This is a genomic window from Nocardiopsis trehalosi NBRC 14201, assembly GCF_001552555.1.
In the GTDB taxonomy this organism is placed as follows: Bacteria; Actinomycetota; Actinomycetes; order Streptosporangiales; family Streptosporangiaceae; genus Nocardiopsis_B; species Nocardiopsis_B trehalosi.
Window position 1 is genome coordinate 21,493 of sequence record NZ_BCRK01000007.1, and the last position, 17,580, is coordinate 39,072.

Annotated in this window: 14 protein-coding genes and 1 riboswitch; of the genes, 3 read left to right on the plus strand and 11 right to left on the minus strand. The window is 75.7% G+C overall.

The window, feature by feature from the left end; all coding sequences use genetic code 11:
* Positions 1-59 precede the first annotated feature (59 nt).
* Positions 60-1,154 carry a tRNA 2-thiouridine(34) synthase MnmA gene (gene mnmA / locus NT8_RS02395; RefSeq protein WP_281203370.1) on the minus strand — a complete coding sequence of 365 codons (1,095 nt, stop codon included), beginning with the start codon at positions 1,152-1,154 and terminating at the stop codon, positions 60-62.
* A 98-nt stretch (positions 1,155-1,252) separates the two neighbouring features.
* Here mnmA and NT8_RS02400 point away from each other — a divergent pair, with 98 nt between their 5' ends.
* Positions 1,253-2,431 (plus strand): DUF695 domain-containing protein, encoded by a 1,179-nt coding sequence (locus NT8_RS02400; RefSeq protein WP_067963815.1) that lies wholly within the window; start codon positions 1,253-1,255, stop codon positions 2,429-2,431.
* Between the two features lie 55 nt (positions 2,432-2,486).
* Here the strand turns inward: NT8_RS02400 and NT8_RS02405 are convergent, their stop codons facing one another.
* Positions 2,487-3,656, minus strand: coding sequence for a cysteine desulfurase family protein (locus NT8_RS02405; protein ID WP_067963741.1), 1,170 nt, complete (start codon positions 3,654-3,656; stop codon positions 2,487-2,489).
* A 145-nt stretch (positions 3,657-3,801) separates the two neighbouring features.
* On the opposite strand from NT8_RS02405, the gene NT8_RS02410 reads away from it, so the two are divergent.
* A complete protein-coding gene (locus NT8_RS02410) occupies positions 3,802-4,365 on the plus strand; it encodes an RNA polymerase sigma factor (protein WP_067963744.1) in 564 nt (187 codons plus the stop codon).
* An 11-nt stretch (positions 4,366-4,376) separates the two neighbouring features.
* A complete protein-coding gene (locus NT8_RS02415; RefSeq protein WP_067963748.1) occupies positions 4,377-5,333 on the plus strand; it encodes a hypothetical protein in 957 nt (318 codons plus the stop codon).
* 69 nt (positions 5,334-5,402) lie between these two features.
* Here NT8_RS02415 and NT8_RS02420 read toward each other — a convergent pair whose 3' ends face one another.
* From NT8_RS02420 to glgP, 9 genes are all read right to left on the minus strand, one after another.
* Positions 5,403-6,347 (minus strand): electron transfer flavoprotein subunit alpha/FixB family protein, encoded by a 945-nt coding sequence (locus tag NT8_RS02420; protein ID WP_067963751.1) that lies wholly within the window; start codon positions 6,345-6,347, stop codon positions 5,403-5,405.
* 36 nt (positions 6,348-6,383) lie between these two features.
* Positions 6,384-7,163: an electron transfer flavoprotein subunit beta/FixA family protein gene (locus NT8_RS02425; protein ID WP_067963754.1), complete on the minus strand. Its 780-nt coding sequence runs from the start codon at positions 7,161-7,163 to the stop codon at positions 6,384-6,386.
* A gap of 257 nt (positions 7,164-7,420) precedes the next feature.
* The gene (locus tag NT8_RS02430) at positions 7,421-9,505 is read right to left on the minus strand and encodes a serine/threonine-protein kinase (RefSeq protein ID WP_067963755.1); all 2,085 of its coding nucleotides are present in this window, start codon (positions 9,503-9,505) and stop codon (positions 7,421-7,423) included.
* A gap of 372 nt (positions 9,506-9,877) precedes the next feature.
* Complete coding sequence (locus NT8_RS02435) at positions 9,878-10,423, minus strand: YbaK/EbsC family protein (RefSeq protein WP_067963758.1); 546 nt, start codon at positions 10,421-10,423, stop codon at positions 9,878-9,880.
* Positions 10,424-10,485: 62 nt separating this feature from the next.
* Positions 10,486-11,274: an enoyl-CoA hydratase/isomerase family protein gene (locus tag NT8_RS02440; protein ID WP_067963761.1), complete on the minus strand. Its 789-nt coding sequence runs from the start codon at positions 11,272-11,274 to the stop codon at positions 10,486-10,488.
* 68 nt (positions 11,275-11,342) lie between these two features.
* Positions 11,343-12,116, minus strand: coding sequence for an energy-coupling factor transporter transmembrane component T (locus NT8_RS30245; RefSeq protein WP_174549509.1), 774 nt, complete (start codon positions 12,114-12,116; stop codon positions 11,343-11,345).
* Complete coding sequence (locus NT8_RS30250; RefSeq protein ID WP_067963764.1) at positions 12,113-13,681, minus strand: ABC transporter ATP-binding protein; 1,569 nt, start codon at positions 13,679-13,681, stop codon at positions 12,113-12,115. The genes NT8_RS30245 and NT8_RS30250 overlap by 4 nt, the downstream gene beginning before the upstream one ends.
* On the minus strand, positions 13,678-14,271 hold the full coding sequence (locus tag NT8_RS02455; RefSeq protein WP_067963768.1) for an ECF transporter S component: 594 nt from the start codon (positions 14,269-14,271) through the stop codon (positions 13,678-13,680). Before NT8_RS02455 ends, NT8_RS30250 begins: the two co-directional genes overlap by 4 nt.
* A gap of 89 nt (positions 14,272-14,360) precedes the next feature.
* Positions 14,361-14,467: riboswitch (TPP riboswitch) on the minus strand.
* 93 nt (positions 14,468-14,560) lie between these two features.
* A complete protein-coding gene (gene glgP, locus NT8_RS02460; protein ID WP_067963772.1) occupies positions 14,561-17,185 on the minus strand; it encodes an alpha-glucan family phosphorylase in 2,625 nt (874 codons plus the stop codon).
* Between the last annotated feature and the right edge of the window lie 395 nt (positions 17,186-17,580).

The following is a 17,580-nucleotide window of genomic DNA, read 5'->3' on the forward strand; positions in this document are numbered from 1 at the left end:
TCGGCCGCGCCACACCCGCCCGGCCGGGCCGGCGCGTGTCGACGCGGACCGGCGCGGCCTCAGCCCGCCGCGGCCCCCTCGGACAGCCGCGCCGTCGCGGAGATGGTGGCCGACCCCAGCACGGTGTCGCCGTCGTAGAGCACGGCCGCCTGGCCGGCCGCCACGCCCGCGGCGGGGGTGTCGAGCCGGAGGGTGAGCACGCCGTCGCGCTCCCAGGCGCGGCACGGGTGGACCTCGCCGTGCGCGCGGAGCTGCACCGCGCAGGCGGTGGGCTCGGTCAGCGGGGCGCAGCCGCTCCAGACCGGGCGCTCGGCGGTGATCTCGTCGACCCGCAGCGACTCCCGCGGCCCCACGGTGACGCTGTTGTCGACCGGCTCGATCGACAGCACGTAGCGCCGGTCGGGCGCCCCGCCGAGGTTCAGCCCCTTGCGCTGGCCCACCGTGAAGCGGTGCGCGCCGTCGTGCGTGCCCAGCACCGCGCCGGACTCGTCCTTGATGGGGCCGGGGGTGGCGCCGAGGCGCCCGGAGAGGAAGCCGGAGGTGTCGCCGTCGGCGATGAAGCAGATGTCGTGGCTGTCGGGCTTGTCGGCCACCGCCAGGCCGCGGCGCTCGGCCTCGGCCCGGACCTCGGCCTTGGTGCAGTCGCCCAGCGGGAACATGGCGTGGTCGAGCTGGTCGCGGCGCAGGACCGCGAGCACGTAGGACTGGTCCTTGGCGAGGTCGACGCTGCGCCGCAGCCGGCCGTCGACCAGCCGGACGTGGTGGCCGGTGCACACCGCGTCGAAGCCCAGCGCGACCGCCCGGTCGAGCACCGCCGCGAACTTGATCTTCTCGTTGCACCGCAGGCACGGGTTGGGGGTGCGCCCCGCCGCGTACTCGGCGACGAAGTCCTGCACCACGTCGCGGTCGAACTCCTCGGCCATGTCCCAGACGTAGAACGGGATGCCGATGACGTCCGCGGCGCGGCGGGCGTCGCGGGAGTCCTCGACCGTGCAGCACCCGCGGGCGCCCGTGCGGTAGGAGCGCGGGTTGGCGGACAGGGCGAGGTGCACCCCGGTCACGTCGTGGCCGGCCTCGGCCGCGCGCGCGGCCGCCACAGCGGAGTCGACGCCGCCCGACATGGCGGCCAGTACACGGAGTCTCTGAGCGGTCATAGCCCTCCCAGCCTATGCGCTCGGGCGACCCGCCGAGGACCGCCGCGCACCCCGCCACCGGTGGCGCGGCCACCGCCGCGCTCTGCGAAAATCGGTGCATGGCTCTGTTCCGTCGCCGTCGATCCCCGCAGTCCGAGTACGCCGTGGCCGTGGACGAGTTCTGGGCCGCGTGGCCCGAACTCCGCGGGCCGCTGGCCGCCGCCGTCGACGCGGGGACCCCCGTCGCCGGCGCGGCCGCCGACCGGCTCACCGAGCGGGTGACCCGCATCCACCCCGCGCTGACGTGGGAGGTGGCGCCCGCCCCCGAGCCCGGCCCGGGGCCGCTCGACGACCTCGGTGACCTCGGCGACGGATCCGACGACCCCGACGTGCTCATGGCGCGCATGGCGGAACTGGACGACCCGCTGGCCTCGCTGGGCGGCTCCCCCGCCTACACGCTCACCCTCAGCGCCGGCCGCGACGACGACGCCCGGGTCCTGGCCGAGCGGTGGGTGCGCGCCGCCCCCGACGAGCCCGGCTGGCGGTTCCGGCCCGCGGTGCCCGCCGACCACGACCGGCTGGGCCGCCCCTACACCTGGGACGGCCACGAGCTGGACCTGGCGCACTGCACGGTCGCGCTCCGGGTCGACCAGCGCCAGGGCCGGATCGAGGCCGGCGTCTACCACCCCGACTTCATGTTCCTGCCCGAGGACGCCCGCGCCGGCGTGGCCGAGCATGTCGTGATGCTCGCCCTGGGCGAGGACGACTACGTGCGCTGGATCGGCGCGGTCGCCCCGCTGGTGGAGAAGCCGCTCGACCCGCTGCCGCCCACCTCCATCCCGGCGGTGGTGCACCAGCTCGGCGGGGCGCTCGGCGGCGGCTGGGTGACCCTCCAGGGGCGGGTGCCGCTGCGCGGCGCCATCCGGATCGCGGTCCGCCGGCCGCTGCACCGGCGCGACTTCCCCGCGCTGAGCCTGTACGTGCACGTGGTCCTGCCCTACACCCACGCCGACGACGACCGGCTGCCCGCCGAGCCCTCGGCGTCGGCGCTGGAGGCGTTCACCGAGCGCCTGCGCGACCTGCTGGGCGACGACGGCGCGCTGTTCGCCCACCAGACCGTCGGCGGGCAGCGGCGGCTGCACTTCTACCTCGACCCCGACTCCGGGGTGCTGCCCGAGCTGGAGGAGGCGGTCCGCTCCTGGTCCGAGGGGCGCGCCGCCCTCCAGAGCCGGCTCGACCCCGAGTGGACGGTCATCACCCAGGTGCTGCGCCCCATCGAGCGCCAGCTCGGCCAGTAGCCGCACCGGCGGCCCGCCCCAGGCGGGCCGCCCGGGCCGCCCCGGCCGCCCGGTTCTAGCGGCGCCGTTCGCGCGCGGCGCGCGCCCGCGCCACGGCCGGGCCGATCGCCTCGCCCAGCGCGGCGGCGTCGCCGTCGGTCGACCCGCGGCCCAGGGAGAACCGCAGGGAGCTGCGGGCGGTGTCGGGGTCGGCGCCCATGGCCAGCAGCACGTGGCTGGCCCGCGCCACGCCCGCCGAACACGCCGACCCGGTGGAGCACTCGATCCCCCGGGCGTCGAGCAGCATCAGCAGTGCGTCGCCCTCGCACCCGGGGAAGGACAGGTGGGAGATCCCGGGCAGGCGGTGCTCCGGGTCGCCGTTGACCACGACATCGGGGACGGCGGCGCGCACGGCCGCCTCCAGGCCGTCGCGCAGCCCGGCCAGCCGGGCGGCGTGCCCGGCGCGCTCGGCGACCGCCAGCCGCACCGCCGTGGCGAACCCGCGCAGCAGCGGGACGGCGAGGGTGCCCGACCGCACCTCGCGCTCCTGGCCGCCGCCGTGCAGCACGGGCACCGGGTCGACGCCGCGCGCCAGCAGCAGCGCGCCCGCGCCCACGGGCCCGCCCAGCTTGTGCCCGGAGACGGTCAGCGCGGCGGCCCCGGTGGCCGCGAAGTCGACGGGTTCGACGCCGACGGCCTGCACGGCGTCGGTGTGCAGGGGGATGCCGTACTCACGCGCGACGGCGGCCAGTTCGGCGACCGGCTGCACGGTGCCGACCTCGTTGTTGGCCCACATGACCGACACCAGGGCGACGCCGCCGGGGTCGCGTTCGATGGCGGCGCGCAGCACGTCGGGGTGGACGCGGCCGAGCCGGTCGACCGGGAGCTCCTCGTACACGGCGCCCTGGTGGTCGGCGGTCCACTTCGCGGGGTCGAGGACCGCGTGGTGCTCGACCGCGCCGACGAGGACGCGCCGCCGGGCGGGGTCGGCGCGGTGCCGCGCCCAGTACAGCCCCTTGACGGCGAGGTTGTCGGCCTCGGTGCCGCCCGCGGTGAACACCACCTCGTGCGGGGTGGCGCCGAGCGCGTCGGCGACGGCCTCGCGCGCCTCCTCGACCACCCGGCGGGCGCGGCGGCCCGAGCCGTGCAGCGACGACGCGTTCCCGAGCCGCCCGAACTCCTCGGTCATGTCCGCGAGCGCCTCGGCGCGGACCGGGGTCGTGGCTGCGTGATCCAGATACACCATGGCCCCCCAAGGATAGGCGGCCCCCGCCCCCGCCCGGCCCGCCGCCCCGGCCGACGGAGAAGTCCGGCGGCACGTGCAACGCCGGGGGCGGCGCCGGACATGTAGTGGCGAACCCCTCCCCCATCCGACGACGAAAGGGACCCCCGTGGAATTCGAGGTCCCCCCGCCCGACCCCCGCCTCCGCGGCTTCGAGCGGATCTACCTCCGCCACCGCGACGACCTCCTGCGCTACGCGCTGCGCCGCACCGGTGGAGCCGACGAGGCGGCGGACGTGGTGGCCGACACCTTCCTGGTCGCGTGGAACCGCGCGGCCGAGCTTCCCGACGACGACTCCCTGCGGCCGTGGCTCTTCGGCGTCGCCCGCAACGTGCTCGCCAACCGGGCGCGGGGCGAGCGGCGCCGCACCCGGCTGGCCGAGCGGCTGCGCGGCGAGCTCGCCGTCACCGAGGCCGTGCCGCCCGCCGATCCCGGCATGGTCGACATCGGCCGGGTCTTCCGCACCCTCCCCGACCTCGACCGCGAGGTGCTCGCCCTCACCGCCTGGGAGGGCCTCGACCCCGCGGGTGTCGCCCGCGCGCTCGGCTGCTCCCGCGCCACCGCCCGGGTCCGGCTGCACCGGGCGCGGCGCCGCTTCGCCCGTGCGCTCCGCGCCGCCGGGCTCACCCCCGCCGGAACCGTTCTCACCCCCGCCCACGCGACGGCCGATTAGAAAGGCCCACCATGACCGCGCCCGAGAAGCTCGACCACACACTGCGCGCCCTGGCCCCCCGGATCGACCGGCTGCCCCCCGCCGACCCCGCCACCGCCGCCGACGCCGTCGCCCTGCTGGCCCGCGACGCCGGCGCCGCCGCCCCCGCACCGCGCCGCGACCGGGTCCGCGCGCGCTCCGGCGCCCGTCGCCGCATCCTGATCGGCACCCCGCTGGTGGCGGCGGCCGTGGCGGCCTCCGTGCTCGGCGGCGCCGTCCTGTCGCCGGACTCCCTCTTCGGCCCCGACCCGGCCGGCGCCCTGGAGATCACCGAGGACGGCGACTACGTCGTCGCCGAGGTCGTCGACCCCCGGGCCGACGTCGAGACCTACGCCGCCGAACTCGCCGAGTACGGCCTGGACGTCCGGCTCGACCTGCTGCCCACCCTCGACCCCGCCCTCGCCAACACGCTGCTCGGCGGCTCCTGGGAGGGCCGGCCGGAGGGGGAGCCCCAGGTCGACATCGCACCCGCCGACTGCAACGCCGACCCCGCCGACCGGTCCGGCTGCCCCACGGTGATCCGCATCCCCAGGGACCAGCCCGGCACCGTCGAGATCTACGTCTACCGCGCGGCCGAGCCCGGGGAGGTGTGGGACGCCACGCACGTGCCCGCCGACCCCGAGGACATCGGGCTGATCGACGAGGGCGTGCTGGAGGGCGGCACGGTGGCCGACGCCCGTCGGCTCCTCGACGCCACCGGCGTCTCCGCGGACTTCTACGCCGGCCACCCGGACGAGGAGACCGGCGAGGTCCACATCGTGTCCGACTCCCGCCTCGACCCGGCCGAGATCCCGGGCGACCAGTACGTGGCGGCCGTCACCTACCGGCACCACACCGGGCACGTCGACCTGGCGGTCACCCCCGACCCGCCGCACGAGGTCGAGGACTGGCGCTTCAACGGCATGATCGTCGGCCAAGCGGACGGCTGAGGACCGACGCCGGAGCGCCGCGGTCCGGGGGCGTGCCCCGGCCGCGGCGCTCCGGCCGTGCGCGTCGCGCTACTTGCGCTTGGTGATCTCCTCGGTGAGGCGGGGGGCCACCGTGTGCAGGTCGCCCACCACACCGAAGTCGGCCAGCTCGAAGATCGGCGCCTCGGGGTCCTTGTTGACCGCGAGGATGTTCTTCGAGGTCTGCATGCCCGCGCGGTGCTGGATGGCACCGGAGATGCCGAGCGCCACGTACAGGTTCGGGCTGACCGTCTTGCCGGTCTGGCCCACCTGGAACTGGTTGGGGTACCAGCCGGAGTCGACGGCGGCGCGCGAGGCGCCCACGGCCGCGCCCAGGGCGTCGGCCAGGTTCTCCACCACCGAGAAGTCGTCGGAGCCCACGCCGCGGCCGCCGGAGACCACGATCGCGGCCTCGGTCAGCTCGGGGCGCTCGCCCTTCTCCTCGGCGACGCGCTCGACGACCTTCGCGCCCTTGGCGGCGTCGGAGACCTCCACCGCCACGTCCTCCTGGGCGGCGGCGCCCTCGGCGGGCTCGGGGGTCACGGCGTTGGGCCGCACGGCGATGACCGGGACGCCCGTGCGCACCTTGGCGTGGGTGATCGTGGAGCCGCCGAACACGCTGTGCTCGGCCACCAGCTCGGCGGTGACGTCGACCACGTCGGTCAGGACGCCGGAGCCCAGCTTGACGGCGGTGCGCCCGGCGATCTCCTTGTTCTCGGCCGTGGCCGACACCAGGACGGCGGCGGCCGACGTGTCGCCGACCAGCTTCGCGAGCAGCTCGGCCTTGGGCGCCACGACGTAGTCGCCCAGCTCGGCCGGTGCGACGTAGACCTTGGCGGCGCCGTACTCGGCGAGCCGGGCGCGGCCCGCGTCGGCGCCGTCGCCGATCCACACGGCCGCGGGCTCGCCGATGCGGCGGGCGACCGTGAGCAGCTCGGTGGTGACCTTCTTGACCTCTCCGTCGACGTGGTCGACGAGGACGAGGACCTCAGCCATGTTGTGAATCCCTACTTTCGTTCCCCGCTCGCGGACCTAGATGAACTTCTTCTCGGCGAGGAAGTCGGCGGCCTTGACCCCGCCGTCGCCCTCGTCCTTGACGACGGTCCCCGCGGCACGCGGCGGCGCGGCGGTGAAGTCGAGGGTCTCGGTCGTGGCGGCGGCCAGGCCGACCTTGCCCGTGTCGATGCCGGCGTCGGCGGCGGACAGCTTCTGCACCGGCTTCTTCTTCGCCTGCATGATGAGCTTGAACGACGGGTAGCGCGGCTCGTTGATCTTCTCGACCACCGACACCACGGCCGGCAGCTGCGCCTGCACGACGTCGTAGCCGTGGTCGGTCTGGCGGTGGATGGTGATGGCGGAGCCGTCCACCTCGACCTTGCGCGCGAAGGTGAGCTGCGGCAGGCCGAGGTACTCGGCCAGGGCCGCGCCGACGACGCCGGTGCGGGCGTCGGTGGACTCCGAGCCCAGGACGACCAGGTCGTAGGAGACCGTGCCGAGGGCCTGGGCGAGCGCGTAGGCGGTCTGCAGGGAGTCCGACCCGTGCAGGGCGTCGTCGACGAGGTGCACCGCCTTGTCGGCGCCCATGGACAGCGCCTTGCGGATGGAGTCGGTGGCCTGGTCGGGGCCCATCGTGAGGATGGTGACCTCGCCGCCGTGCTTCTCCTTGAGGAGCAGCGCCTCCTCGATCGCGTACTCGTCGAGCTCGTTGATGACGCCGTCGGACGCGGCGCGGTCCAGCGTGTTGTCGTCCGACGAGAGTTTCCGCTCGGTCGCCGTGTCCGGGACCTGCTTGACCAAAACGACGATATCCATGGCCGGTGGCCGACCTCCCTGCGCTCCCATGCCCCGTCCGCTCGGACGGCGCGGACGCCTCGCGCGCCCGTGGCCCCTAAGGGTGCCAGTTGACCGAATGTCATTCGGTAGCGGGGTCGGCGTTCACGTCACGCCGCCCGCACTTCGATGGTTACGGCTTCCCCTCCGATGTTACTGACTGGTAGCACCAGGGCAAGCGAAACCCCGCGTCCGGGGTGTGGGACACGTCTCGTCGCTGGTCCCGGACGCGGCGCGCGTCAGCCGAACCAGCCGGAGGGGCCGCTGCCCAGCAGCACCCAGGCGGGCGCCGCGCTGATGCCGTAGGAGACCACCAGCATCGCCAGCAGCACGGTGACGACGATGGAGCCCCAGTAGACGTAGACGTTGCGGATGCCGATCTTGCCGACCAGCCGCACCGCCTCGCGGCGGGTCCCACTGCCGTTGGGGCCGAGGAAGCTCAGCAGCACCGTGACGCACAGCGCGTACGCCCCGATGTGGTTGGCGACGAAGTTGTCGGTGACCAGCCCGACGACCATGCCGACGATGATGCCCACCAGCAGGTAGCCCACCCCGTACAGCAGGGTCCGGCCCAGCGTGCGCAGGAACGCCCACGGCATGCTGAGCGCGATGACCATGCTGTCGGAGCTGCGCGGGCCGCGGGTCTGCAGCCGCCGCGCGTGCTCGGTCTTGACCATGTGGAAGGCGCCCAGCACCGACGCCGACAGCAGCCCGATCAGCGCGCCGACGGCGGGCACGGTGAGGCAGAGCCCGGCCACCAGGACCAGCAGCGGGATGAGGATGAGCGACGGCAGGCGGCGCGGCTCGTCCTCGGCGTAGCCGTCGTCCTCGTCGTCGTCGCCGCCGAGGTAGTCGCTCAGCCGGTCGCCGCCCGAGCGGCCGAACCGGGCGAACAGCCCGCCGCGGCCCTCGCGCTCGCCGTCCTCGTCCTCGTCCTCGTCGAAGGGGACGGTCGACCGGCCCCGGCCCTCGTCGACGGGGGTGAGGATGTCGCGGAACTCCTCGGGCCGCAGCGTGGAGTTGAAGAACGCCGTCTGCGGCGCCCGGGGGTCGTCGTCGGGCTCGTCGTAGTCGAGCCGGCCCGTGGCGGGACCGTCCGGGTCGACCGCCATCGTGCGGTCGGCTCGCTGCGGCTCCACCGCCATGGTGCGGTCGGGGCGGTCGGGTTCGACCGCCATCGTCCGGTCGGGGCGGTCCGCGGCGTCCGGGTCGACCGCCATGGTGCGGTCGGGGGCGGCCTCGGCACCGGCCGCCATCGTGCGGTCGGCGCCGCCGGCGCGCGGCGGGGTCCCGGGGACGTCGGGGGCGTCGGCGCCCCACCCGGCGGCGGAGGCGGCGAGCGCGCCGGCCCCCGCACCGGCGGCCGCGCCCGCGGCCGCGGCGCCGAACCCGCCGCCGGAGTCGCGGTCGCGGTCGGCGTCGCGGTCGGGGACGGAGCCCTGGACGGTGTGGTGGGCGGTCAGCCCCGACCCGGCGTAGGAGGCGATGTCCTCGCTCCACGGCAGGTCGAGGTTGAGGCGGCCGGTGGCGGCGACGAGTTCGGCGGCGGTGGGCCGCGCCGACATGTCGCGGGACACCGCGCGCATGACCAGCGGCTTCAGCTCCGCGGGCATGCCGTCGACGTTGATCTCGCCGTTGAGGATGCGGAAGAAGATGACCTCGAAGGAGCCCGCACCGTAGGGGGCGTGGCCGGTCGAGGCGAAGGCCACCGTGGAGCCCCACGCGTGGACGTCGGTGGCCGGGCCGAGGTCGGTGCCCTCGATGACCTCGGGCGACAGGTAGCTGGGGGTGCCGACGAACGTGCCGGTCTGGGTGAGCTTGGCGCCGTCGACGGCGTGCGCAATGCCGAAGTCGATGACGATCGGCTCGCCGTTGGAGATGATGACGTTGCCGGGCTTGAGGTCGCGGTGGATGACGTCGGCCGCGTGGATGGCGTCGATCGCGCGGGCCAGGCCGGTCACGAACCGGGTCAGGGCGCGGCCGCGCAGCGGGCCGTGGTCGGTGACCGTGGAGTCGAGCGTGGGCCCCGGGATGTACTCGGTGACCACCCAGGGGAGTTCGGCCGTGGTGTCGGCGTCGATCACCTCGGCGACGTGCCGGCTGTGGACCCGGCGCATGGTCTCGACCTCGCGCGCCAGCCGGGCGCGGGCGATGTGGTCGCCCGCGACCTCGGAACGGAGGACCTTGATGGCGACCAGCCGGTCCTGCCGAGGGTCTACGGCTTGGTACACAACGCCCATACCGCCCTGACCGATACGCCGCCGGATCAGGTAGGGGCCGATGCGTGCCGGCAGCTCCTCACCCTCGGGGAAACCTGCCGTCATTGCCATAGCGAATTCATCCCCTCAAACCCCGCATACCACCTCAGCCTATCGGCCGCGGCCGGTCGGGTTCCGCGCCGGAACGCGGCCCTCGGCCGGTCCGTACGCCTCGTGATCTCCACAGCAACCAAAGTCCGGGGCCCGCAGGGGTACGGAGGACCACCGCGGCGCGCTCCGGATGCGAGCCGGCCGAACCGCCCATCGGCGGGAGGCCGACGGCTTCCCGGATCGCGCTCCGGACGGCGTTTCGAGCGACCACACGAGTATGACGGAAAAAGCGGCGGCGCGGTTCCGCGCGGGCGCCCGGCGGCGGCCTGTTCCGGCCGTGGCGGGCCCCCGCCGCCCGCCGCGGCGCGGGGCGGGCGGCGGGCACCGTCACTCCGCGGGGACGCCCAGCCCGTCGATCACCTCGGCGCCGGGCAGCTCCGCGAGCACCGCGCCCGGCACCACGAGCTTGGACGCCCGCAGCCCGCTGCCCACCACGACGTGCGCGGCCTCCACCACAGCGCTGTCGACGAGCACCGGCCAGTCGGCGGGCAGCCCGATCGGCGTGATGCCGCCGTACTCCATCCCGGCGGCCTCGACCGCGTCCTCCTGGCGGGCGAACGACGCCTTGCGCGCCCCGAGGTGCCGGCGGGCGACCCCGTTCACGTCGGCGCGGGTGGTGGCCAACACCACGCACGCCGCCATGCGCGTCTGCCCGCCGCGCTTGGCCGCGACGATCACGCAGTTGGCCGACGCCCCCATGGGGATGCCGTAGGCGTCGCAGCAGGCCGCGGTGTCGGCGAGCCCGGGGTCGATCTCGGCGACGAGCAGCTCGCTCACCGGGGTGGCGTGCTTCCACCCCTCGACCGCGGCCGCCACGGGCGCCGCCAGCAGGTCGCCGCGCTCGGCGGCCGGTCGGGTCTGCAATCCCCACATGGCCGGTGTCCTCCGTCTGATGATGGTCGGGTGTCGCTGGTGGTCGGGTGTCGCGGTGGCCGTCAGCGGCCGGTGAAGCGGGCCTTGCCGGGCCCCTCCTCGGCGAAGGAGCGCATGCCCTCCTTCTGGTCCTCGGTGGCGAACAGCGACGCGAAGTGCAGCCGCTCGATCTCCAGCCCGGTGGCGAGGTCGGTCTCCAGCCCGCTGTCGACGGCCTGCTTGGCCGCGCGAAGGGCCAGGGCCGGGCCTTCGGCGTAGCGGGCCGCCATGGCCACCGCTGCTGCGTAGACCTCGCCCGCCGGGACGACGGAGTCGACCAGGCCGATCGCCAGCGCCTCCTCGGCGCCCACGTGCCGCCCGGTGAAGATGAGGTCCTTGGCGCGCGCCGGGCCGACCAGGCGCGGCAGCCGCTGGGTGCCCCCCGCGCCGGGGATGACGCCGAGCAGGATCTCCGGCTGGCCGAGCCGGGCGTCGTCGGCGGCCACCCGGAAGTCGGCGCACAGCGCCAGTTCCAGCCCGCCGCCCAGCGCGTAGCCGGTGACGGCGGCGACGACCGGCTTGGGGATGCGGGCCACGGCGGTGAACGACTCCTGGAGGGTGCGGGAGTGGGCGGCCATCTCGGCGTAGCCCATCGCCGCCATCTCCTTGACGTCGGCGCCGGCGGCGAACACCCGCTCGCCGCCGTAGAGCACCACGGCCCGCACCGCGTCGTCGGCCGCGACGGCCTCGGCCGCCGCGCCGATCTCCCGCTGCATCCGCGCGTCCAGCGCGTTCATCTTCGGCCGGTCGAGCCGGATCACCGCCACAGCGGGGGTGTCCGGATCGGCCGTCACCCGCACGAGTTCGCCCACGTTCGCCCGCCTCTCACGCGCAACTGTCGTCCCCCGGTGTCTACCACGGCGGGGGCCCCGCGCGCGCTCTAGGCCAGCAGCGGGGTCCAGGTGCCGAGCGCGAGGGAGAGGCCGTGGGCGGCGGCGAGGACGGCCGCCGTCCCGGCGACCAGCGCGGTGTCGGCGGGCCGCCACGGGCTGGTGCGCGCGTGGCCGCGGGGCTGCCCGCCGCCGAACCCGCGGGCGTCCATCGCCATCGCCAGCAGGGTCCCGGTCCGGATCGACCGCACGAGCAGCGCGAACACCTTGCCCGCCGAGATCGTGACGGCCGCGACCGGGTTGCGCCCGGCCTCCAGGCCGCGGGCCCGCCGCGCCCGGCCGAGCGTCCGCCACTGCCCGGCGAGCAGCGGGACGAGCCGCAGCGCCGCCAGCACCCCCATGGCCGGCCGCTCGGGGACGCGCAGTCGCTGCACCAGCGCGTCGGCGAGGTCGGTGGGGTCGCTGGTCAGCCCGACGAGCATGCCCGGCAGCGCGATGGCCGGCAGCCGCAGGGCGGCCCCCAGCGCCTCCTGCGGCCCGCCCTCGCCGAACAGGAGGGTGACCAGTCCGACCGACGCCGACATGAGCAGCAGCGGCAGGCCGAGGCCGAGCAGCAGCCGCCCGGGCAGCCGGGCGAACGGCACCGCGGCGAGTCCGGCGGCCAGGACGGCGCCCGCGGTGACCGCGTCGACGACCGGCACCAGCGCCACGGCCACCAGCAGCGCGGCGACCACCTTGGCCGCCGGGTTGGCGCGCGGCAGCCCGGCGGGGGCCGGCGCCGACGGTCCGCGGCCCGCCTCCGGGCCGGCGGCGGGCGCGGTCACGGGGTCCCCCCTGCGGCCGGGCGCGGCCCGGAGGCGGCGGCCGGGGCCACCCGGCCGGCGCGGACCCGCAGCTCGACGTCCGCCAGCGCCCGCAGCAGGGGCGCGTCGTGGGTGGCCAGGACGAGCGCGCGCCCCTCGGCGCGCAGCTCGGCCAGCAGCTCCACCAGCTCGGTCCAGGTGGTGGTGTCCTGGCCGAACGTCGGCTCGTCCAGCAGCAGCGCGTCGGGCGCGTGCCGCGGCCCGGAGCTGAGCGCCGTGGCCACCGACAGCCGCCGCTTCTCCCCGCCGGAGAGCGTGAACGGGTGGACGTCGGCGAGGCGGTCCAGGCGCAGCCGCTGGAGCAGGGCGTCGGCGCGCGCGTCGGCCTCCTCGCGGGTGCGCCCCGCGCGCAGCGGGGCGAACCGCAGCTCGTCGCGGACGGTGCCGGTGACGAACTGGTCCTCGGCGTGCTGGAACACCGTGCCGACGTGCCGGGCCAGCAGGCGGGCCGGCCAGCGCGCCAGGGGGCGGGCGTCGGCGGCGGCGAGCGGCCCGCGCGGGACGACGGCGCCCTGGTCGGGCCGGGCCAGCCCGGCGAGCAGGGTCAGCAGGGTGGACTTCCCGGCCCCGTTGGGCCCGGTGAGCGCGGTGGCCGTACCGGCCGCGACGGAGGCGTCGGCGGCGTCCAGCAGGGGCCGGTCGGGGCCGGCGGCGGCGTGCACGCCGAGCCGGGCGGGCGGGCGGACCGTGCAGGCGGCGGCGCTGATCAGCTCGGGGCCGCCCGGGGCGGGCGAGACGGCCGGCGCCGGTTCGCGGCCGGGGATCCACACCCCGCGCGCCGCCAGGCGGGCGCCGTGCGCGGCGAACACCTCGGCGGGCGGGCCGTCGGCGGCCACCCCGCCGCCGGGCTCCAGCACGACGACCCGGTCGACCAGGCCGCGCCCGTCCGCGCCGCCGGCGCCGACCACGTCGGCCACCCGGTGCTCGACGAGGATGAGGGTGGCCTCGGTGGACGCGGCCAGGTCCGCCAGGACGCGGCGGACCAGCGCGGCGCCCTCGGGGTCGAGGTTGGCGGTCGGCTCGTCCAGCAGCAGCAGGCGCGGCCGCAGCGCCAGGGCGCCGGCCAGCGCCAGGCGCTGCTTCTCGCCGCCCGACAGCGCGGCCGTCGGCCGGTCGGGGCCGTAGGGGAACCCGACCCCGTCGAGGGCGGCGCGCACCCGCGCCCAGATCTCGGCGCGCGGCAGCCCGAGGTTCTCCGGGCCGAACGCGACGTCGTCGCCGGCCCGCGCCATGACGAGCTGGGTCTCGGGGTCCTGGCCGACCAGGCCGGTGCGGCCGCCGTCCGGACGGGCGCCGTCGACCGCCAGCCGCCCCTCCTCCTCGCCGGTGACGGCGCGGCCCTCGCCCACCAGCCCGGCGAGGGCGTGCAGCAGGGTGCTCTTGCCGGCGCCCGACGCGCCCAGCAGCAGCACGCGCTCGCCGGGCTCGACCACCAGGTCGACCCCGCGCAGCGCCCATTCGGCGCGCCCGGAGTGGCGCCACCCCCAGCCGGACAGGTCGACGCGCGCGCCCCCGCCGCCGCTCACCCCGCGGCCGACGGGAACGGGGCGAGCGCGCCGGTGCGCGCCAGGGCCGTGGTCAGCAGCCGCCCGCCGACACCGGCGATGACGGCGGCGCTGGCGATCACGATGACGCCGTAGGCGACCTGGAAGGACAGCGGCAGCGCGTAGTAGTACTGCACGTTGTCCCAGATGGCCGGGGAGACGCCGGCCGCCGCTGCGGCGAGGACGGCCCAGCCCATCCCCCAGCGGCGGTAGCGCCCGGCGGCGAACACCAGCTCGGGCAGCGCCCCCTGGGCGACGCCGGCCAGCACCACGAGCACGCCCCACTGGGTGCCCAGCACCATGGACACGCACGCGGCGGCGGTGGAGGTGAGCACGGCGGCACCCGGCTTGCGGATGATCAGCCCGCCGAGCACGCCGGGCAGCAGCCACACGCCGTAGAGCACGGCCTGGGCGGGCGGGAAGAAGACGAACAGCGGTTCGGTGGCCGACCAGACCAGGTTCCACAGCCAGAACACGACGCCGATGGCGACGCCGAGGACGGCGGCGACGACGGTGTCGACCGTGCGGAACCGGTGCCCCCGCCCGGTGGTGGTGGGCGGTGTGTACTTCAACGGGTGTCCCTTCGCGTCGTTCGGACGGAGGGCCCAGGCCAAGAGCGCCGCCGGCCGCGGCGGTGTGCGCGCACACCACGGCGGGATCCGGTGGCGGGTCCACGACTTCCTTCGCTGGCATGACCCAGATCAGGTGTGTGAGGGTCTGCGGCCGGGGCCGCACTCTCAGCGCCGTAGCGCTCCCCTGTCGGTTTCCCCCCATTATGGGGGCCCGTGGCCGCATCCGGTCAAGCGCGCGGCGCCCCGCCCGGCGGCGGCCGGACGGGGCGCGGGTGCGTAACGGTCCCGGTCAGCGCAGCGGCATCGCGGTACCGGTGGCGTCGGGCGGCGCCGGGACCACGACCAGGCCCACCTCGGCGGGGTCGGCCAGCAGCGGGTGGCGCGGCAGGATGCGCACCGTGTAACCGCAGGTGCCGGCGCGCGCCAGCGGCACGGTGCCGCGGTAGCGCACCAGCGGGCCCTCGCCCGACTCGGGGGTGAGGGCGGTCACCGCCGGGTCGACGATCCGGTCGTCGGCGGAGACCCGGCCGATGGCGACCTGCACGTCGACGTCGGCGGGGGTGAGGTCGCCCAGCACCACGGTGGCGCCCACCGCGAACTCCCCGCCGACCTGCGGCGGGCCGGCGCCGTCGGCGACCTCGACGTGCTCGATGCGCACCCCCGGCCAGGCGCGCCGCACCCGCCGCTTCCACGCGGCCAGCTCGCGGGCGCCGTCCATGTCGGAGGCGAGCAGCGCGCGCGAGGACAGCGCGGCGGGCCGGTACAGCCGGGTGACGTAGTCCTGCACCATCCGGGTGGCGAGCACCTTGGGGCCGAGGGAGACGACGGTGTGCTTGACCATCTCCAGCCACCGCTTGGGCAGGCCGCCCTCGTCGTGGTCGTAGAACAGCGGCGCGACCTGCTCGTCGACGAGGTCGTAGAGCGCCGCGGCCTCCAGCGCGTCGCGCCGGTCGGTGTCGGCGACCCCGTCGGCGGTGGGGATGGCCCACCCGTTGGAGCCGTCGAACCACTCGTCCCACCAGCCGTCGCGCACCGACAGGTTCAGCCCGCCGTTGAGGGCCGACTTCATGCCCGAGGTGCCGCACGCCTCCAGCGGGCGCAGCGGGTTGTTCAGCCACACGTCGCAGCCCTGCACCAGCGACCCGGCGAGCGCCATGTCGTAGTCGGGCAGGAAGACGATGCGGTGGCGCACCCGGGGGTCGTCGGTGAACCGGACGATCTCCTGGATGAGCCGCTTGCCGCCCTCGTCGGCGGGGTGCGCCTTGCCGGCGATGACGATCTGGATCGGCCGCTCCGGGTGCAGCAGCATCCGGGTCAGGCGCTCGCGGTCGCGCAGCATGAGGGTGAGGCGCTTGTAGGACGGCACCCGGCGGGCGAAGCCGATGGTGAGCACGTCGGGGTCGAGCACGTCGTCGACCCAGCCCAGTTCGGCCTCGCTCGCCCCCCGCTGCCGCCAGGACCGCCGCAGCCGGGCGCGCACGTCGTCGACGAGCCGGCGGCGCAGGGTGCGCCGCATCTCCCACAGCTCGGCCTCGGAGCCGTCGGTGACCTTGCGCCAGCCGTCGGCGGCGGCGAACTCCCCGGAGTCGGGGACCAGCCGCCGGGCGAGCTCCTGGGCCTCCTCTGCCACCCAGGTGCGCGCGTGCACGCCGTTGGTGATGGAGGTGATGGGCACCTCGGCGCTGTCGAAACCCGGCCACAGCCCGCGGAACATGCCGCGGCTGACCGCGCCGTGCAGCCGGCTCACGCCGTTGACCCGCTGGGCCAGCCGCATGCCCATGACCGCCATGTTGAACACGGCGGGGTCGCCGTCCGGGTAGTCCTCGGCGCCCAGTTCGAGCACCCGGTGGGCGGGCAGCCCGGACACCACCGACGCGTCGCCGGAGAAGTGCCGCTCGACCAGTTCGCGGGGGAAGCGGTCGATGCCCGCGGGCACGGGGGTGTGGGTGGTGAAGACGGTGCCGGCGCGGGTGGCCTCGACGGCCTCGCCGAACGCCAGCCCGCCCTCGCCCATGTACTCGCGGACCCGCTCCAGGCCGAGGAACCCGGCGTGGCCCTCGTTCATGTGGAACACCTCGGGCTCGGGGTGGCCGGTGGCCGCGCAGAACGCGCGCACGGCGCGCACCCCGCCGACGCCCAGGAGCAGTTCCTGGCGCAGGCGGTGCTCGGTCGTCCCGCCGTAGAGGCGGTCGGTGACGCCGCGGAGTTCGGGCGGGTTGCCCTCGTGGTGGGCGTCGAGGAGCAGCAGCGGCACCCGGCCGACGTCGACCACCCACACGTGGGCGGCGAGCACCAGGCCGCCGGGGAGTTCGAGGCCGATGCGCACGGGCTCGCCGCCGGGCCCGCGCAGCTGGGTCATGGGCAGCCCCCGCGGGTCGATGGCCGGGTACTCCTCCAGCTGCCAGCCCTCGGGCGAGAGGGTCTGCGAGAAGTACCCGTGCTGGTAGAGCAGGCCGACGCCGATGAGCGGCACGCCGAGGTCGCTGGCGCTCTTGAGGTGGTCGCCGGCCAGGATGCCGAGGCCGCCGGAGTACTGCGGCAGGGCGGAGGTCAGGCCGTACTCGGCGGAGAAGTAGGCGACGGCGGCGGGCGGCGGCGCGCCGGGGTCGGCGTCGCGGTGCTCGTCGTACCAGCGGCGGCCGGTGAGGTAGCCGTCGAGGTCGGCCTCGGCGGCCCGGAGCCGGGCCAGGAAGTCGGGGTCGGCGGAGAGTTCGGCGAGGCGGTCGGTGTCGACCTCGCCGAGCATGCGGTACGGGTCGTGCCCGGAGGCCGCCCACACGTCGGGGTCGACCGCGGCGAAGACCTCGCGGGTGGCCCGGTGCCACGCCCAGCGGAGGTTGGCCGCGAGACGGCCCAGGGGGGCCAGCTCGTCGGGGAGGACGGTACGGACGGTGAACCTGCGAATGGCCTTCACGCAGCGTGAGGCTAGCCAATGCGGGGCCGCCGCGCGAGCCCCCGGAGCGGGTTTCGGCGAGATGCGCCGCGAAAGGACCCGATACCGCAGGGGGAGACGGCGGCATAACCCGGTACCACTATCCGGCGCGTCGCCCGCTAAACACGCGATGTCCATCCGGGAACGCTCCCACCCCGCGTGAACACCGAGAACGCCGCACAATATTTACCTGGCCGAAACCACGGAGTCTTTGAGGCCGGTGAGACTCGCGTCCGATATGCGAGGAACGACCTTGTTGCGGGCATCCCTGCAGGCCAGTACGGCCCAGGGCAAGTGTGACGACTCTCACAAAAATATCGGCGCCCGGACTGTCGGAGAGTGCCGGTTCGGGCATGACGATAGACAGAAGAGCGCGT

Excerpts from the sequence above, each read along its gene's own strand:
- NT8_RS02405 (WP_067963741.1), bottom strand. The coding sequence starts at position 3,656 with ATGGTGTATCTGGATCACGCAGCCACGACCCCGGTCCGCGCCGAGGCG.
- NT8_RS02425 (WP_067963754.1), bottom strand. The coding sequence starts at position 7,163 with ATGGATATCGTCGTTTTGGTCAAGCAGGTCCCGGACACGGCGACCGAG.
- mnmA (WP_281203370.1), bottom strand. The coding sequence starts at position 1,154 with ATGACCGCTCAGAGACTCCGTGTACTGGCCGCCATGTCGGGCGGCGTC.
- NT8_RS02415 (WP_067963748.1), top strand. The coding sequence starts at position 4,377 with ATGACCGCGCCCGAGAAGCTCGACCACACACTGCGCGCCCTGGCCCCC.
- NT8_RS02400 (WP_067963815.1), top strand. The coding sequence starts at position 1,253 with ATGGCTCTGTTCCGTCGCCGTCGATCCCCGCAGTCCGAGTACGCCGTG.
- NT8_RS02430 (WP_067963755.1), bottom strand. The coding sequence starts at position 9,505 with ATGACGGCAGGTTTCCCCGAGGGTGAGGAGCTGCCGGCACGCATCGGC.
- NT8_RS02435 (WP_067963758.1), bottom strand. The coding sequence starts at position 10,423 with ATGTGGGGATTGCAGACCCGACCGGCCGCCGAGCGCGGCGACCTGCTG.
- NT8_RS02420 (WP_067963751.1), bottom strand. The coding sequence starts at position 6,347 with ATGGCTGAGGTCCTCGTCCTCGTCGACCACGTCGACGGAGAGGTCAAG.